This window comes from Paucibacter sediminis (assembly GCF_030254645.1).
Taxonomy (GTDB): Bacteria; Pseudomonadota; Gammaproteobacteria; order Burkholderiales; family Burkholderiaceae_C; genus Paucibacter_B; species Paucibacter_B sediminis.
On the sequence record NZ_CP116346.1, the window covers coordinates 1,432,560 to 1,449,679 of the forward strand.

A 17,120-nucleotide genomic window follows, 5' to 3' on the forward strand; every position below is an offset into this window, starting at 1 on the left:
GCTGGCCGCTATTGTCGCGGCAAAGCCCTCCCCCTTCCGGTGGGGCCAGTTCTTGCCCCGGCGGGCGCGCGCATCGCCTAGGATAGGCAGGGCGCGCGGCCCCCATCGCAGGGGCGCGGCCCACGGGAGGACGGCGAAAGCTCTGGATGGACAGCCTGATACTGATCAGCTCCTGCCTGGACGTGCTGATGGGCGCGGCCATGCTGGTGCTCTGGCGGATCGACCGGCGCTACGTCTATGTGCGCCTGTGGGGCTGGAGTGCCGTACTGCTGGGCACCGGCCTGGCGCTGGGCGTCGCCCTGGTGCCCGTCGAGATGCAGGGGCCGCGTGCCGACATCCAGGCCCTGGCCGCATCGCTGGCGGTGACGAGTTCGCTTTATCTGCTGATGGCCGGCGCGCACGCCTACCGAGGCCTGCCCTGGCCACACCGACGCTGGGCCGCGGCGCTGGGCCTGGCGATGCTGCTGATCGCCGGCCTGTCGCGCGTGCAACTGAGCCATGCGGTGATCGCCGCCGCCATCGTGCTCGCCGTGGGCAACTGGCTTTGCGCGGGCTGGATCGGCCTCGGGGCCGGCGGCAGCGGCGAGCGCGTGGTGGGCCTGATCCTGCTGGCCTCCGGCACCGTGCACGCGATCGGCCCGCTGCTGGATCCGCTCAGCCGCTCGCCCATCACCCATGCGCTGGGCCTGCTGGTGCAGACGCTGCTGTGCCTGGGCCTGATCCTGCTCTCGGTGGCGCGCGCGCACCGCGAGGTGCGCGAACAGGCCGACCGCTTCAGCCGCCTGGCCGAGCATTCGCTGCAGGGCCTGGCGGTGCTGCGCGGCGGTCGGCTGCTCTATGCCAACCGCGCCGCGCTGGCGATCTTCGGCTATGCCGAGCTGGGCCAGGCGCAGCGCGCCGATCTGCATCGCGAGCTGGTGCCTCCCGATCTGCAGCCGGCGGCCGAGCAGCGCCATGCCCAGGTGATGGCGCGCGCCGATGCGCGCGTCGAGTGGGAGGGACCGCGGCTCTCGCACGACGGCCGCTCGCTCTATGTGCGCGGCCTGTCCAGCCAGATCGAATGGGACGGCGCGCCGGCCGAGCTGCAGGCCCTGATCGACGACACCGCGCGCCAGCACGCCATCCAGGCGCTGCGCCGCCAGGCCCTGCACGACGAGCTCACCGGCCTGCCGAACCGCAATTTCGCCGTCGAGCAGCTGCAGCGCCTGACCGCCCGCAGCGATCCCTTCGCCCTCATCTCGGCCGATGTGGACCGCTTCCAGCTCATCAACGAGACCCTCGGCCACGAGTTGGGCGACGAGCTGCTGCGCGCGCTGGGCGAGCGCCTGTGCCGCGAGCTGCCGGCCCAGGCCATGCTGGCGCGCCTGGGCGAGGACCAGTTCATCGTGCTGCTGGAGGGCATGGCCGACGCCGCCGGCGCGCAGCGCGAGGTGGAGCGCATGCTGGCGCTGCTGGAGCAGCCCTTCAGCGTCGGGGGTCAGGTCTTGTTCGTGCACCTCTCGGCCGGCGTGGCGCTCTACCCGCAGGATGGCCGCGACGCCCCCAGCCTGCTGCGCGCCGCCGATTCGGCCATGCACCGCGCCAAGGCCCTGCCGGGCAATTCCTATGTGTTCTTCGACAAGGGCATGAACCGCGCCGCGCGCGCGCGCCTGCAGGCCGAGCAGGCGCTGGCTCAGGCCATCCAGGCCGGCGAGATCCTGCTGGAGTACCAGCCCAAGTTCCGCGCCGGCACGCGCCGGCTGTGCGGCTTCGAGGCGCTGGCGCGCTGGCAGCGGCCCGACGGCACGCGCGTCAGCCCGGCCGAGTTCGTGCCCGCGGCCGAGCGCACCGGCCAGATCAAGGGCCTGGGCGAGCTGATCCTGCAAACCGCCGTCGCCCAGCTGCGCGACTGGCATGCCCGCTATGCGGCCGTGCCCACGGTGGCGGTGAACGTCTCGCCGCTGCAGTTCGAGGACGCTGACTTCGCGCAACAGGTGCTGCGCATGCTGGACCAGGCCGGCCTGCCGCACGCGGCGATCGAGATCGAGATCACCGAGACCGCCGCGATCGGCCACCTGGGCCATGTGCTGCCGCAGCTGGAGCGGCTCAAGCGCGCCGGCGTGCTGTGCTCGCTGGACGACTTCGGCACCGGCCAGTCCTCGCTGACGATGTTGCGCAAGCTGCCCATCAGCACCATGAAGCTGGACCGCAGCATGGTGGAGCCGCTGCCGCGCGCCGACGCCGCGGCGGTGCTGCGCGCCACCTGCGCGCTGGGCCATTCGCTGGGGCTGGAGATCGTCGCCGAAGGGGTGGAGACGGAAGACCAGGCGCAGGCCCTGGAGGCGCTGGGCTGCACCCAGCTGCAGGGCTTCCACCTCGGCCGGCCGCTCAGCGCGGCGGCGGCTGGCGAGCTGCTGGCTCAGGCGCGCAGCTGACGCGCCGTGCCCGAGACGCGCAGCGAGGCGCCCGCTTCCCCGCCGATCTCCACCCGCAGGCGCGAGCGCATGCCCATGTCCTCGCCCTGCACGATCTCGATGCTGCCCTCGTGCGGCCAGCCGATGTCGCGCAAATAGCCGCCCAGGGCGGCGCTGGCGGCGCCGGTGGCCGGGTCTTCCAGCACGCCGCCGATGGCGAAGGCATTGCGCGTGTGGAACAGGCGCGGTGTCTCGGCCCAACCCAGCAGGATGGTGGTGAGGCCGTGCGCCTGCATCAGGCGCCGCCCCGCCTCCAGCTCGTAATGCATGGCCGCCAGGCGCGCGCGCCCGCGCAGCATCAGCAGCAGATGGTCGTTGCCGGCATGGGCCAGCGCCGGCGGCAGGCGCGCGTCCAGCTCGTGCGCGGTCAGGCCGAACAAGGCCAGCGCCTCGGCCAGCAGCGCCGGTGCGGCGGGCGCGCTGCGCGAGGGCGGCGACTGCAGGGCGGCCGCCGTGAGCGCGCCGGCCCGCTGGCCTTCGACGCTGATGCGGGCATGGTTGAGCTGCAACTCGTAGCGCGCCGCGCCATGCGCCTGCGCCAGCGCCGCACCCAGCGCGACGGTGGCGTGGCCGCAGAAAGGCACCTCCGCCGCGGGCGAGAAATAGCGCACCCGCCAATCGCCATCGCCCAGGGGCGCGGCGAAGACGGTTTCCGAATAGCCCAGCGAGGCCGCCAGCGCCTGCATCTCGGCTGCGGGCGGCAGCGTCGCGCCCAGCAGCACGCCGGCCGGATTGCCGCCCTGCTCGCCGTCTGAAAACGCAGCCCAGTGTTGCACCTGATCCGATCGCATGATGTGAGTTCCCGTTCGCCGGAATGGCCAAGGCCGCCATGGTGCCCAAGGCGGCGCAGGCGCGCCAGCCGCGCGCCATTGCACGCACGGCGCGGCGGGGCTTCAGCGCGCCTGCCTACAATCCGGCGGCCGGTTCGCTATGAGCCGGCAGCGTTCTCAGGGCGGGGCGGAATTCCCCACCGGCGGTATGCATGCCTTCATGCGAGCCCGCGAGCGCCCGCGGCCGCCAGGCCGCGGGGTCAGCAGATCTGGTGCGATGCCAGGGCCGACGGTCACAGTCCGGATGAAAGAGAACGCGAGTGCGCGGCGCGCGCCGGGCTTGGCTGTGGTCCCACCACAGGCAAGGCCCGGCGCCGCCGTGCGTTTGCGTGCTTGCCCTGATTCTTGTCACCAAGCTGTTGGAGCTTCACATGAATCAGTATTCTTCTTCTCTCACATCCCCCGGCACGCCGCGCATCGCCGTCGTCAGCGCCGGCTGGCACCGCGACATCGTCGGCCAGGCGCGCCAGGCGCTCAGGGCCGAGCTGCAGGCCCAGGGCCATCCGCCCGATCACGTCGACGAATTCGAGGTGCCCGGCGCCTTCGAGATTCCCCTGCATGCGCAGCGCCTGGCACGCTCGGGCCGCTACCGGGCCATCATCGCCTGCGGCCTGGTGGTCGATGGCGGCATCTACCGCCATGAGTTCGTGGCCGGCGCCGTCATCGACGGCCTGATGCGCGTGCAGCTGGACTGCGATGTGCCGGTGTTCTCCGCGGTGCTGACCCCGCACCACTTCCACGAGCACGAGGAACACCAGCGCTACTTCGCCGCGCACTTCGTGAAGAAGGGTCAGGAGGTGGCGCAGGCCTGCCTGCAGACGCTGCGCGCGCTGCAGGCCCTGCAGCCGCTCGGCGCCTGAGGCTGGCTTAGCCCGCCGTTGCCATCACCTCGCCCAGGCGCACCGCGCCGCCCGGCCGCCAGGCCGGGTTGAAGGCGAGCGGCCCCTTGGGGAACAGCATCACCACGGTGGAGCCGAGCAGGAAGCGGCCCATCTCCTCGCCCTGGGCGAGGTCGATGCGCTGGTCCTCATAGAACCATTCGCGCAGATGGCCGGGGCGCGGCGGGTTCACCACGCCATGCCAAGTGGTGGCCATCGAGCCGACGATGGTGGCGCCCACCAGCACCAGCACGAAGGGGCCCTTGGTGCTCTCGAACACGCACACCACGCGCTCGTTGCGGGCGAACAGCCCCGGCACGCCGGCGGCGGTGGTCGGGTTCACCGAGAACAGCTCGCCCGGCACATGGATCATGCGCGTGAGCCGGCCGGCGCAGGGCATGTGGATGCGGTGGTAGTCGCGCGGGCTCAGGTAGAGGTTGGCGAACACCCCGTCCTGGAACTGCGCGGCCAGCCGGGCATCGCCCCCCACCAGGGCGGTGGTCGTGAACTGGTGGCCCTTGGCCTGGAAGATCTGTTCGCCCTGGATGGCGCCGAACTGGCTGATCGCGCCGTCCACCGGGCACACCAGCTCGGCCTGGGCGATGGGCCGCGCACCCAGCTTGAGCGGGCGCGTGAAGAATTCGTTGAAGCTCTCGTAGCTCTCGGGCCTGCTGCGGTCGGCCTCGGCCATATTCACCTGGTAGCGCGCCACGAAGCGGCGGATCGCCCAGGTGGTGAGGCCGCCCAGCCGGGCACGTGCAAACGCCCCCGCCAGGCGCGTCAGGGCCTGCTTGGGCAGCAAATACTGGGGCACAACGGCGAGGCGGGTGGCGAGCGTCATGGGGCAAGGGCAGTCGAGGCTGCGGGATTGTAGGGGGGGCGCTTCAAACAGGGGGATGGACGCGGCGCGCCAGATCACTAGACTGGGCCGGCCCTTCGGTCCACGGGAGTCGCTCCATGATGAAGACCTCGCTCGCCAGCCTTTCGCTGCTGCTCGGCCTTTGCGCCAGCGCCGGTGCCACGGTGCTCAACTTCGACGGCGCGGCGGGCTGCGCCTCGGACTGGTTCGGGGCCGGGCCGGGCGCGGACTGCGACCCCGGCTTGGGCGGCCCAGTGCTGCAGGGTTTCGGCGACCAGGCCGGCCTGCACATCGAATACCGCGACCTCAGCACCCCGGACAACTGGAGCCTGAGCTGGTGGAAGGACGGCTACAACGACCTACCCGGCGCCCTCTACGCCGGCAGCGACGACGCCGGCTCGCATGCCAGCATCACGCTGCAAGCCCTGCCCGGCTACCAGGTCAAGCTGAACGGCTTTGCGCTGGGCGCCTATTTGAACAGCAGCTTGGGCACCCAGGTGCATGTGTACGAGATCGGCGGCGCCCAGACGCTGATGCAGGGCGCGGCGACGGCTGGCGATGCCAATACCAACACGGCGACCACGTTCAGTTTTGCGGCGGGCGCGTCCAGCCAGGGCTGGGTGATCGAGTGGCAGGATTCGGCCTATAACGTGGGCCTGGGCCGGCTGGACTTCGAGGTCACGGCGGTGCCCGAGCCACAAAGTGCGCTGCTGCTGCTGGCCGGCCTAGTCGCGGTGGGCGGTTTGGCGCGACAACGCCGCCTGCACTAAGCCGCGCAGTGCCCCGGCGCGGCCGGGCGCATTACCATTGCGCCCTTGCCACGCCCGCGCCCTGCCATGGACATCTATCTCGACGCCAACGCCACCACGCCCGTGCTGGCACAAGCCCGGCAGGCCGCGCTCGCGGCCATGGCGGAGGATTTCGGCAACCCCAGCAGCGTGCACAGCACCGGCCTGAAGGCGCGCGCGCTGATGGACGCCACGCGCGCCCGCGCCCGGCGCGTGCTGGGCGTGCAGAGCGGGCAGCTGCTGTTCGTCAGCGGCGCCACCGAGGGCATCCAGACCGCCGTGCTCTCGGCCCTGCATGCGCTGCGCCAGCGCCGTGCCGCGGGCGAGGCGGTGGGCGAGCTGCTGCTCTATGGCGCCACCGAACACAAGGCCGTGCCCGAGGCGCTGCGGCATTGGAACGACTTGCTGGGCCTGGGCTGCACGCTGCAGGCCATCCCCGTCGGTAGCGACGGCCGCCACGACCTCGACTGGCTGCGCGCCCATGCCGCCCGCGCCGGCCTCGTCTGCACCATGGCCGCCAACAACGAGACCGGCGTGGTGAGCGATCTGGTGGGCATTGCCGCCGCGCTGGGCGGCCAGACAGGACGCTCGGGCTACTGGATGGTGGACGGCGTGCAGGGCCTGGGCAAGCTGGACCTGCACCTGCAGGCCCTGGGCATCGACTACGCGCCCTTCTCCGGCCACAAGCTCTATGCGCCCAAGGGCATCGGCCTGCTCTATGTGCGCGAGGGCGCACCGTTCACGCCGCTGATCGCCGGCGGCGGCCAGGAGGGCAGCCTGCGCTCGGGCACCGAGAACATGTCGGGCATTGCCGCACTGGGCGCGGTGCTGGCCGCGCTGGAGGATGAGGAGGGCCAGGGCTGCTTTCGCGATGGCGCCACGCTGCAGCGCTTCCGCCTGCGCCTGCTGGAGGCCCTGCGGGCCGCCTTCCCGGAGCTGGTGCTGAACGCGCCGCTGGAAACCAGCCTGCCCACCACGCTCAACTTTGCCGTGCCAGGCACCCCCTCCAAGCTGCTGCTGGACCTGTTCGACGCCGCCGATGTGCGCGTCAGCGGCGGCTCGGCCTGCAGCGCCGCCAAGGCCGCGCCCAGCTTCGTGCTGGAGGCCATGGGCCTGCCCGCCTGGCAGACCGCCGGCGCGATACGCATGTCCTTCGGACCGGTGGTGGACGAGGGCTTCATCGCCGAGGCCTGCGCGCGCATCCGCGCCTGCGGCGAGGCCCTGCGCGTCAGCCGCGAGGCAGAAGAAGCCGCACCGGTGACGGCCCAGGCCCCCGCCGGCGCCGGCGAGGCCCCGCGCGTGCTCGACCCCAAGGGCTTGAGCGAGCTGCTGGCCGGCCGGCCCGACACCCTGCTGCTGGACGTGCGCGAGCTCTACGAGCAACGCCTCACCCAGGCGCCGCGCTTCGAGGCCGGCACCCGGGTGCTGGCGATGCCGCTGTCGCGCCTGCTCAGCGAGCCGCCCGCGCAATGGGGCCTGCCGCCCGCTTCGGCGCTGGTGTGCTTCTGCCGCAGCGGCAACCGCAGCGCCCAGGCCGCGCTGGCGCTGGCACGCGCCGGGCATGCTCAGGTCTTTACCCTGGCCGGCGGCCTGGCCCTGTGGCCGCGCCCCGAGCCCAGCTTCGACGCCGCGCTGTACGTGTAATGGATCCCTCGCCCGCGTTCCTGCACAACAGCTTCTACAAGTTCGTGCCCCTGGCGGGGCCCGAGCGCGTGGCCCAGCGCCTGCGCGAGCTGGGTACGGCCCTGGGCGGCAACATCCTGGTGGCGCCCGAGGGCATCAGCGCGGCGATCAGCGCGCGTCCCGCGGACATGCAGATCTTTGAAGCGGCACTGCAAAGCGACCCCGTGTTCGAAGGCGCCTTCGCTCAGGTGCATTTCAAGCACAACCCTTGCGAGCGCTCGCCCTTCACGCTGCTGAAAGTGCATGTGAAACCCGAGCTGGTGGCCTTCGGCCTGCCCGGCGTGAGCGGCCTGGCCGATCTGCCCGACAGCCATGTCTCGCCGCAGCAATGGCGCGCGCTGATGCGGCGCGAGGACGTGGTGCTGATCGACAACCGCAACAGCTTCGAATGGCGGCTGGGCCGCTTCGAGGGCGCGATCGACCCCGGCGTGCGCCATTTCCGCGACTTCCCGGCCTATGTGCAAGCCCATGCCGACGAGTGGAAGCGGGCCGGCAAGACCGTGGCCATGTACTGCACCGGCGGCATACGCTGCGAAAAGATGGGCGGCTGGATGCAGCAGGAACTGGGCCTGAAGGTGGCTCAGCTGGACGGCGGCATCCTCAACTACTTCGAGACCATGGCCGACGCCGGCGCCGACTGGCAGGGCGAATGCTTTGTGTTCGACAAGCGCATCGCCATCGACACGCAGCTGCATGAAACCGCCACCACCGCCGAGCAGGTGTTCGAGGGTGACCCGGCCGAAGCCTGGCGGCTGGCGCGGGCGCGGCGATTGGACCCGGCGGGCTGAGGATTTGGCGCTGCCCCGATAATCGACGCAGTCTTCCCGCTCAGAGCACCGCAGCCCAAGCTCCTCCCATGTCCAACCTCATCGTCCACGGCGGCGCCCCCTTGGCCGGCCGCATCGTTCCCTCGGCCAACAAGAACGCCATCCTGCCCATCTTGTGCGCCACCCTGCTCACGGCCGAGCCGGTGCGGTTGCGCGGCATCACCGAGATCACCGACGTCAAGAAGATCCTCGAGGTGTTCCGCAGCCTGGGCAGCTCGGTGGAGGTGGACTTCCAGACCGGCATCCTCGACGTGCACCACAAGAGCACGCATTTCGACCCGGCCAGCGACCGCCTGCCCGAGGAAATGCGCTCCAGCATCATGCTGGTGCCGGGCCTGATGGCGCGCTTCGGCGCGGCGCGCATCGAGGACGATGTGAAGGGCTGCACCCTGGGCGCGCGCGAGATCGACCCGCATGTGGAGGTGTTCGAGCGCTTTGGCGCGGTGGTGGAGCGTCAGAGCGACGGCCTGCTGCTGAACGTGCCGGGCCGGCTGCGCGCCAACGACCACTGGACCGACTACGCCTCGGTCACCACCACCGAGAACTTCGTGCTCTGCGCCGCGCTGGCCGAGGGCACCTCCACGCTGATGAACGCCGCCAGCGAGCCGCATGTGCAGGAGTTCTGCGCCTTCATGCAGATGCTCGGCGCCAAGCTGGAGGGTCTGGGCACCTCGCGCCTGAAGATCAGCGGCGTCGAGAAGCTCGGCGGCGGCGACTTCACCTTTGCCGAAGACTTCCACGAGATCGTCACCTTCCTGGCGCTGGGCGCCATCACCGGCGGCGACGTGCAGGTGAAGAACTCGCAACCCGAGCAGTTCCCGCTGATCGACCGCACCTTTGCCAAGTTCGGCGTCCGCATCGAGCACAAGGACGGCTGGTCGCGCGCCATCACCACCGGCGCGCTCAAGGTCAAGGAACCCTTCACCCGCAACATCCTGCAAAAGGTCGAGGCCGCCCCCTGGCCCTATCTGCCGGTGGACCTGCTGCCCATCTTCGTGGCCCTGGGCGTGAAGGCCGAGGGCAGCGTGATGTTCTGGAACAAGATCTACGACGGCGCGATGGGCTGGACCAGCGAACTCTCCAAGTTCGGCGCCCATGCCTTCCTCTCCGATCCGCACCGCATGGTCACCTTCGGCGGCAAGCCCCTGCATGCGGCCGAGGTCGAAAGCCCCTACATCATCCGCGTGGCCATCGCGCTCTTGATGGTGGCGGCCAGCATCCCGGGCCGCTCGGTGATACGCCATGCCGCGCCGATCCGCCGCGCGCATCCGCATTTCGTCGAGAACATCTGCTCGCTGGGTGCGCGCATCGAGTGGGTCGAAGGCGACTAGGGCCTGTTCACACTACGTTTGCACGATGCGTTGCCACCAGAAAAGCCGTGAACTAGGCGCAAACCGAAGCCGGGGTCACTCCCCCGGCGAGGCTTTGCAACGACGTGCACGGCTTTTCTGGTGGCAACCCGAAGGGAACGGGGTTGGCAGGGCCCATCTCGTCGTTGAACTCCTTGCCCAGGCAGCCAGCCTGGGCTGCGTCGTCCGCCTAGACCTGGGCCCTGCCAGCCCCGTTCGCACGGGCAAACGTAGTGTGAACAGGCCCTAGGCCCATGCGCGCCCTCATCGGCAAGGCCCTCACCGCACTGGCAGTCACCTGCTTGGCGGGCGGAGCCTTCGCCCAGGGGGGCGACACGGTGCGCTGGCTGGCGCAGGACCTGCCCCCGCATTTCAACTATGTAGACGGGCGCCCGCCGCAAAAACCCGCCGACCTCGGCCATGGCGAGCTGGACGGCATGCTGCGCATGCTGATCGCGCGCATGCCGCAGTTCCAGCATGAGTTTCTCGACGCCAGCCTGCCGCGCTTCGAAACCCTGGTGCGCCAGGGCCAGACGATGTGCTCGGTGCTGCATGTGCGCACGCCCGAGCGCCTGGGCTGGCTGTACTTCACGCACACCCATCCGGCGCTGTTCTCGCGCCAGATCCATGTGATCGTGCACCGCGACACGCTGGCGCGCCTGGAGGGCATGGGCCAGCCCCTGCAACTGGCCGAGCTGCTGCAGCGTGGCGACCTGACGGGCCTGCTGCCGCGCGACCGCAGCTTCGGCCCGCGCATCGATGCGATCCTGCAGGCCCAGGGCAGCCGCGCGCCCAAGACCGCCAGCGCCGCGCGCAATATGCAGGTGCTGGCCATGCTGCGCCTGCGCCGCATGGACTACACGCTCGAATACCCCTCGGTGGTGGACGAGTACCTGAAGGCCAACGAGGCCCAGGGCGAGCTGGTGAAGATCCCGCTGGCCGAGGCGCGCAGCACCATGGTGGCCACCGTGGCCTGCAGCCGCAACCCCGAGGGCCGCAGGCAGATCGAGGCGATCGACGCCGCGGTACGCCGGCTCGCCCAGGACCCCAACCGCGAGGCCTGGCTACGCGCCTGGCGCGGCGATCAGCTCGACGAGGCCGATCGCCAGCGCATCAACCGCTATATGGACGAGCGCGCCAAGGCCGGGCCGCAGATCGACTAAGCGCCGCTCGTGAGTCGCCCACAAAAGCTGGACCTGCCCCTGCGCGAGGGCGTCAGCGCCAGCGCCCTGGCCTGCCCGGCCGGCCCCTGGCCGCTGCTGCTGGACTTCATCGCCGAGCGCCTGAGCCTGGTAAGTCGCAGGGACTGGCAGGCCCGCATGGCGGCCGGCGAGGTGCTGGACGACCGGGGCCAGGTCTTGCCCCCCGAGGCCCCCTACCGCGCCGGGCGCCGCGTCTACTACTGGCGCTGGCTGGCCCAGGAGCATGAGATCCCCTTCGAAGAACAGATCCTGTTCCAGGATGACGAGCTGCTGGTGGCCGACAAGCCGCATTTCCTGCCGGTCACGCCCAAGGGGCGTTATGTGCAGCAGACCCTGCTGACGCGGCTGAAGCGCCGCACCGGCATCGCCACGCTCACGCCGGTGCACCGGCTGGACCGCGAGACCGCCGGCCTGACGCTGTTTGCCATCCGCCCCGAGAGCCGCGACGCCTACCAGCGCCTGTTCCGCGAGCGCAGCGTCGAGAAGGTCTACGAGGCGATCGCACCCTGGCGCGCCGAGCTGCGGCTGCCGCTGCCGCTCTGCTACCGCAGCCGCCTGCAGGAGCGCGCCGAGGCCTTCATGCAGATGCAGGAAGTGGCCGGCGAGCCGAATGCCGAGACCGGGATCGCCCTGATCGAGCGCCTGGGCGAGGCCTGGGCCCGCTATGAGCTGCGCCCCAGCACCGGCCAGAAGCACCAGCTGCGCGCGCAGATGTGCGCGCTGGGCCTGCCCATCCGCGGCGACCGCATCTACCCCCAGCTGCAGCCCGAGCAGGCCGAGCCCGACTACCGCGAGCCGCTGTGCCTGCTGGCGCGCAGCGTCGCGTTCACCGACCCCCTGAACGGCCAGCGGCGGCGCTTCGAATCGGCCCGTCAACTGCCGCTATCCGACACATAGCCTGGCATACACTGCCCCGAAATTCGGGGAGCGACAGGCATGGCGGCAAAGGCGACGACGGCAATCAAGTTCGGGCTCGCGGCCCTGGCAGTGGCGGGTGCGGCGGCGGCAGGCTGGTTCGGCTGGCAGGCATGGCAAGGCCGCGGCGTCAACGAGTTAGGCAGCAGCGCCGAGATCGGCGGCGAGCAGGCCGCCTTTGCCTTCAGCGAATGCAAGGCGCGCATGTTCGACGGCTCGCCCGCCATCGCGGTGAGCTTCACCCAGGCGCTGGACCGCCGCCAGGACTTCGGCGCCCTGCTGAAGGCCAGCGAGGGCGCCAAGGACGGCAAGCCCGAGGACGCGAAGCCGCTGGAAGCGCGCTGGGTGCTGGGCGACAACCCGCGCGTGCTCTACCTGCCCTATGTGACGCCGGAGCGCAAATACCGCGTCACGCTGAACGCCGGGCTGGCCGCCAAGTCGGGCGCCAAGCTGGCCACGCCGCAGAGCTGCGAGCTGCTGAGCGAAGCCATGCCCACCAGCTTCTACTTCGCCAGCCGCGGCGTGGTGCTGCCGGCCGAGCAGAACGGCGGCCTGCCGGTGGTGAGCGTGAACACGCCCGAGGTGGACCTGCAGTTCCTGCGCATCAAGCCCGAGGCCCTGCCGCGCTTTCTGGAGCAGGTGGGCGGCCGGCGCGAGGAACAACGCCGCGCGCAGCAGAGCGACGAAGAAGGTGGCGAGTACGAGGGCGGCTATTACTGGGACGACGGCGCGCGCCGGCTCAAGGGCCAGGTGGGCGGCTACATCCTCGACCAGCTGCGCGAGATGTCCGACAGCGTCTACATCGGCCGCTTCGCCACCGATGCGCGGCCGAACCGCCGCAACGTCAGCTACCTGCCGGTGGAGCGCATCAAGGAGCTGCAGGAGCCCGGGATCTATGTGGCGGTGATGAGCCAGCCCGGCCGCTTTGGCTGGGACTACCAGGTCACGCATTACTACGTCACCGACATCGGCCTGCATGTGCGGCGGCACACCGAGCAGCTGGACGTGTTCGCCACCTCGCTGAAGAGCGGGCGCTCGCTCAGCGGCATCGAGCTCACCCTGGTGGACGAGCAGGGCAAGGCCCTGGGCCAGGCGCAGAGCGATGGCGATGGCCATGCCGTCTTCAAGGGCCGCAGCGACAAGGCGCGCGCGCTGCTGGCCAGGCGCGGCAACAAGGAAATGGCGGTGCTGGCGCTGCGCGACCCGGCGCTGGATCTCTCGGAGTTCGACGCCACCGGCCATGCCTCGCGCAACCACAAGCTCTTCATCTATGCCGGGCGCGATCTGTACCGGCCGGGCGAATCGTTCCAGGTCTCGGTGCTGGCGCGCGACGCCGACGGCCGCGCGCCGGCCAAACCCCTGCCGCTGACCCTCACGCTCAAGAAGCCCGATGGCAGCAGCCTGGTGAACCAGCTGGTCAAGCCCGGCGCGACGGGCGCCGCCTACTACCAGCAAGCCCTGACCCTGCCCGCCGATGCCCCCACCGGCGGCTGGACCCTGCAGGCCCGCGTGGACCCGGCCGCCAAGCAGCCGGACGCGCAATGGAGCTTCAAGGTCGAGGAGTTTCTGCCCGAGCGCATGAAGCTGGAACTCAAGGCCGCCGAGGGCGTGATGCGCGGCGACACCGCGCTGGACGTGCAGGTGCAGGGCGACTATCTCTACGGCGCCCCCGCCGCCGGCAACCGCCTGCAGGCCAGCGTCTATGCCGAGCGCCAGCTCAACCCGCTGGCGCAGAAGCTGCCCGGCTTCCTGTTCGGCGACTTTGCCGACGACAAGCAGCGTTTCCGTGAAGACCTGGGCGACCAGGAGCTGGACGAGAAGGGCAATGCCGAGCTGCAGCTGGCGCCCAAGCTGGGCGAGCGCCACTCGCCCATGCTGGTGCGCGGCAGCTTCAGCCTGCTGGAGTCGGGCGGCCGGCCGGTGGTGCGCTCGATCGAGCGCAGCTGGTGGCCCGCCGCCGAGCTGCTGGCCGTCCGCCCCATGTTCGATCGCAACGTCGCCCAGGAGGGCGCGCTGGCCGAGTTCGAGCTCACGCGCGTGGATGCGGCCGGCAACTTCAAGCCCGCCAAGGAACCTCTGTCACTCAAGCTGATTTACGAGGAGCGCCAGTGGTACTGGCGCTATGACGACGGCCGCGGCTGGAACTCCGGCTACAACACCAGCGAGGAAGTGGTGGAGGCGCGCAGCATCAAGCTGGATGCGCGCAGCAAGCTGGCCCTGCCGGTGCGCTGGGGCCGCTACCGCCTGGAGATCAGCGACCCGGCCACCCAGCAGACGCTGCGCTACGCCTTCTACGCCGGCTGGGGCGCGCAGGACGCCGACGACATGGGCAACCGCCCCGACCGCGTGCAGCTCAAGCTGCAGGGCGCGCCCTTCAAGCCCGGCGCCCTGGCCAAGCTCAGCATCAAGCCGCCGCACGATGGCGAGGCCCTGCTCACCGTGGAGGGCGACCGCGTGCTCTACGCCAAGCGCCTGAGCGTGAGCGCCAAGGGCACCGAGGTGGAGATTCCCGTGTCTGCCGACTGGCAGCGCCACGACCTCTACATCACCGTGGCCGCCTTCCGCCCCGGCAGCCAGGGCGACCGCGTCACCCCCGCGCGTGCGCTGGGCCTGGTACACCTGCCGCTCTACCGCGAGGAGCGCAAGGTCAAGCTGGAGCTGCAGGCGCCGGCCAAGGCCACGCCCGACAGCCAGCTGCCCGTGCTGGTGAAGGCGCCTGCGCTCGCGGGCAAGCCGGCCATCGTCACCGTCTCGGCGGTGGACGTGGGCATCCTCAACATCACCCGCTACAAGACCCCCGACCCGGTGGACTTCTTCTTCGGCAAGCACCGCTACGGCGCCGACATGCTGGACCTCTACGGCAAGCTGATCGAGAAGATGGAGGGCGGCCAGGCCAAGCAGCGCTTCGGCGGCGACGCCGGCAAGCGCGACACCCAGAGCATGCCGCGCAAGGTCTTGCTGGTGGACCTGTTCAGCGGCCCGGTGCAGCTGGACGCCAAGGGCGAGGCCAGGCTGAACCTCAAGCTGCCGGACTTCAACGGCACGCTGCGCCTGATGGCGGTGGTGAGCAGCGCGGACAGCTATGGCAGCGCCCAGGCCGAGAGCGTGATTGCCGCGCCCCTGGTGGCCGAGCTGGCCATGCCGCGCTTCATCGCCCCGGGCGACAAGGCCAGCATCGCGCTGGACGTGACCAACCTCAGCGGCGCCACGCAGGAGGTCAAGGTGCAGCTGGAGGCCGGCGCGCCGCTCAAGATCACCGGCACGCCCGAACCCATCAAGCTGGCCGACAAGCAGCGCAAGGTGCTGCGCTTCCAGGCCGAGGCCACCGATGCCTGGGGCCTGGCGCCGCTCAAGCTCACCGTCACGGCCGGCGCTTCGCTCAAGCTGGTGCGCGAGGCGGCGCTGCAGGTGCAGCCCACCACGCCGCTGACGCGCGAGATCCGCCGCGTGCGCCTGGAGCCGGGCGCCAGCATGAAGCTGGAGCCCACGCTGCTGGATGCCTACTGGGCCGGCTCGGCCGCGCTCAGCCTGGCCGTCTCCGACAAGCCGCCCATCGACGTGCGGGCCCAGGTGCGCGAGCTCTTGATGTATCCCTACGGCTGCCTGGAGCAGACCACCAGCAGCGCCTATCCCCTGGTGTTCATCGACGAGGACGCCGCCAAGCGCTTCGGCATGAGCCCCATCAGCCGTGAAGAGCGCGCCAAGCGCCTGGACGGCGCCTTCGCGCGCCTCTCGGGCATGCAGCAGCCCAAGGGCGGCTTCGGGCTCTGGGCCGCCTCCAGCCCCTACGAGGCCTGGCTGAGCGCCTATGTCACCGGCTTCCTGCAGGACGCGCGCGACGGCGGCTTCAACGTGCCCGAGACCATGCTCAAGCGCAGCCTGGAGGCGCTCACCGAGCAGTTCCAGCGCGCGCCGGCCTTCCAGACCCAGCCGCCCAAGGCCTTCAAGCGCGATGCCAACGGCCGCCTGAGCGACTACCGCGAGGTGGAGCTGCTGCGCATGGCGCACCAGCGCTTTGCCGAGGCCGCGCATGCCGGCTACATCCTGGCGCGCGAGCAGAAGGCGCCGCTGGCCACGCTGCGCACCCTGCACGAAAGCTACCGCGGCAATGCGCGCTCGCCGCTGCCGCTGATCCACCTGGGCCTGGCGCTCAAGCTGATGGGCGACGAGGCGCGCGCCAAGGTGGCGCTGGACGATGCCATGAAGGCCGCCTACGGCCTGCAGCCCGAGCAGAGCGAGGGTAGCGGCTGGTGGTGGGGCGAGTGGCTGGGCGACTACGGCTCCAAGGTGCGCGACCTGGCCCTGGGCTATGCCCTGCTGCAGCGCCACCAGATCGTGCACGAGCGCCGCGAGGGCCTGCTGTTCGACCTGGCCGGCGACTTCGACCGCCGCCGCTACTTCTCCACCCAGGAGCGCCTGGCACTCTTCCTGGCCGCCAACAGCGCCATGGGTGCGGCCAGCGCGAATGAGAAGGGCTGGAAGGCCAGCCTCACCCAGGGCAGCAGCGCCAGCACCGCCTGGGCCGGCAGTGGCACGCAGCAGCAAGCCATCGAACCCGCCAAGCTCAAGGCCGGCGTGAGCCTGAAGAACGAGGGCGCCGGCACGGTGTTTGTGGAGGTGGCGGCGCAGGGCTACCCGGTCAAGTTGCCGGCCGCGCAGGAAGATCGCATCAGCATCGAGCGCGCCCTCTTCAGCACCGATGGCAAGCCGGTGAGCGCGCGTACTTTCAACACCGGCGACATGCTGATCGTGCGCCTGCGCGTGCAAGCCAACAAGCAGGCCATCAAGGACGGCCTGGTGGTGGACCGCATCCCGGCCGGCTTCGAGGTCGAGAACCTCAACCTCAGCCAGGGCCCGCAGGCCGGCGAGTTCACGGTGGAGGGCACGAACATCGCGGCCGCCAACGCCAACGCGCGCATCGTCCACACCGAGTACCGCGACGACCGCTTCGTGGCCGCCGCCAAGCTCGACGGCAGCCGCCTGGAGCTGTTCTACCTGGTGCGCGCCGTGACCCCAGGCCGCTACGTGGTGCCGGCGCCCTACGCCGAAGACATGTACCGCCCCGAGATCCGCGGCATCGGCAAGGCGGAGGGCGAGATCACGGTGGTGGACAAGCGTGCGGTTCCGTAATGAGTTGATGGGCTGTTTGCGCCGCGGCCCAGGTCGGCAGGCACGAAGGGCGCGCGCCACCACAGGTGTTGGCAAAGCCCTGGGCGGGTGGCCGCGGCGGCCATTTGCGCTGCCGAGGCGCACAGGGCCTTGCGGCCGCGCGCGTACTCGCGCGCCTCAAGCGCTGGATTGGCGCACTTTGTCTGAACGCAGCGAGCTGCAGGCGA

General features: G+C 70.6%; 11 protein-coding genes and 1 riboswitch. Of the genes, 9 read left to right on the forward strand and 2 right to left on the reverse strand.

The features are described from left to right. Positions 1-146 precede the first annotated feature (146 nt). Positions 147-2,414, forward strand: a complete 2,268-nt coding sequence (locus tag PFX98_RS06475) for a putative bifunctional diguanylate cyclase/phosphodiesterase (protein ID WP_285234361.1) — start codon at positions 147-149, stop codon at positions 2,412-2,414. Here PFX98_RS06475 and PFX98_RS06480 read toward each other — a convergent pair. Further along, complete coding sequence (locus PFX98_RS06480) at positions 2,399-3,244, reverse strand: PhzF family phenazine biosynthesis protein (RefSeq protein ID WP_285234362.1); 846 nt, start codon at positions 3,242-3,244, stop codon at positions 2,399-2,401. The two genes, PFX98_RS06475 and PFX98_RS06480, sit on opposite strands and share 16 nt — an antisense overlap. Before the next feature lie 148 nt (positions 3,245-3,392). Continuing rightward, positions 3,393-3,543: riboswitch (FMN riboswitch) on the forward strand. A gap of 111 nt (positions 3,544-3,654) precedes the next feature. Here PFX98_RS06480 and PFX98_RS06485 point away from each other — a divergent pair. After that, positions 3,655-4,143, forward strand: coding sequence for a 6,7-dimethyl-8-ribityllumazine synthase (locus PFX98_RS06485; RefSeq protein WP_285234363.1), 489 nt, complete (start codon positions 3,655-3,657; stop codon positions 4,141-4,143). A 7-nt stretch (positions 4,144-4,150) separates the two neighbouring features. Here the strand turns inward: PFX98_RS06485 and asd are convergent, their stop codons facing one another. Continuing rightward, positions 4,151-5,002 carry an archaetidylserine decarboxylase gene (gene asd, locus PFX98_RS06490; protein WP_285234364.1) on the reverse strand — a complete coding sequence of 284 codons (852 nt, stop codon included), beginning with the start codon at positions 5,000-5,002 and terminating at the stop codon, positions 4,151-4,153. 116 nt (positions 5,003-5,118) lie between these two features. Between asd and PFX98_RS06495 the strand changes: the two genes are divergently transcribed. The 7 genes from PFX98_RS06495 (at position 5,119) to PFX98_RS06525 (ending at position 16,914) form a co-directional block, all read left to right on the forward strand. Continuing rightward, positions 5,119-5,790 carry a PEP-CTERM sorting domain-containing protein gene (locus PFX98_RS06495; RefSeq protein ID WP_285234365.1) on the forward strand — a complete coding sequence of 224 codons (672 nt, stop codon included), beginning with the start codon at positions 5,119-5,121 and terminating at the stop codon, positions 5,788-5,790. Between the two features lie 66 nt (positions 5,791-5,856). Beyond that, positions 5,857-7,452, forward strand: coding sequence for an aminotransferase class V-fold PLP-dependent enzyme (locus tag PFX98_RS06500; protein WP_285234366.1), 1,596 nt, complete (start codon positions 5,857-5,859; stop codon positions 7,450-7,452). Next, positions 7,452-8,279 (forward strand): oxygen-dependent tRNA uridine(34) hydroxylase TrhO, encoded by an 828-nt coding sequence (trhO, locus tag PFX98_RS06505; protein WP_285234367.1) that lies wholly within the window; start codon positions 7,452-7,454, stop codon positions 8,277-8,279. The genes PFX98_RS06500 and trhO overlap by 1 nt, the downstream gene beginning before the upstream one ends. A gap of 68 nt (positions 8,280-8,347) precedes the next feature. Continuing rightward, complete coding sequence (locus PFX98_RS06510; RefSeq protein ID WP_285234368.1) at positions 8,348-9,649, forward strand: UDP-N-acetylglucosamine 1-carboxyvinyltransferase; 1,302 nt, start codon at positions 8,348-8,350, stop codon at positions 9,647-9,649. A 272-nt stretch (positions 9,650-9,921) separates the two neighbouring features. After that, a complete protein-coding gene (locus tag PFX98_RS06515) occupies positions 9,922-10,830 on the forward strand; it encodes a TIGR02285 family protein (protein WP_285234369.1) in 909 nt (302 codons plus the stop codon). A gap of 9 nt (positions 10,831-10,839) precedes the next feature. Beyond that, a complete protein-coding gene (locus tag PFX98_RS06520) occupies positions 10,840-11,766 on the forward strand; it encodes a pseudouridine synthase (protein ID WP_285234370.1) in 927 nt (308 codons plus the stop codon). Between the two features lie 39 nt (positions 11,767-11,805). Further along, a complete protein-coding gene (locus tag PFX98_RS06525; protein WP_285234371.1) occupies positions 11,806-16,914 on the forward strand; it encodes an alpha-2-macroglobulin family protein in 5,109 nt (1,702 codons plus the stop codon). The last annotated feature ends 206 nt before the right edge of the window (positions 16,915-17,120 follow it).

Bases quoted from the DNA above. Each gene is read 5' to 3' on its own strand.
- PFX98_RS06475 (WP_285234361.1), top strand. From the start codon at position 147: ATGGACAGCCTGATACTGATCAGCTCCTGCCTGGACGTGCTGATGGGC.
- PFX98_RS06480 (WP_285234362.1), bottom strand. From the start codon at position 3,244: ATGCGATCGGATCAGGTGCAACACTGGGCTGCGTTTTCAGACGGCGAG.
- PFX98_RS06485 (WP_285234363.1), top strand. From the start codon at position 3,655: ATGAATCAGTATTCTTCTTCTCTCACATCCCCCGGCACGCCGCGCATC.
- asd (WP_285234364.1), bottom strand. From the start codon at position 5,002: ATGACGCTCGCCACCCGCCTCGCCGTTGTGCCCCAGTATTTGCTGCCC.
- PFX98_RS06495 (WP_285234365.1), top strand. From the start codon at position 5,119: ATGATGAAGACCTCGCTCGCCAGCCTTTCGCTGCTGCTCGGCCTTTGC.
- PFX98_RS06500 (WP_285234366.1), top strand. From the start codon at position 5,857: ATGGACATCTATCTCGACGCCAACGCCACCACGCCCGTGCTGGCACAA.
- trhO (WP_285234367.1), top strand. From the start codon at position 7,452: ATGGATCCCTCGCCCGCGTTCCTGCACAACAGCTTCTACAAGTTCGTG.
- PFX98_RS06510 (WP_285234368.1), top strand. From the start codon at position 8,348: ATGTCCAACCTCATCGTCCACGGCGGCGCCCCCTTGGCCGGCCGCATC.
- PFX98_RS06515 (WP_285234369.1), top strand. From the start codon at position 9,922: ATGCGCGCCCTCATCGGCAAGGCCCTCACCGCACTGGCAGTCACCTGC.
- PFX98_RS06525 (WP_285234371.1), top strand. From the start codon at position 11,806: ATGGCGGCAAAGGCGACGACGGCAATCAAGTTCGGGCTCGCGGCCCTG.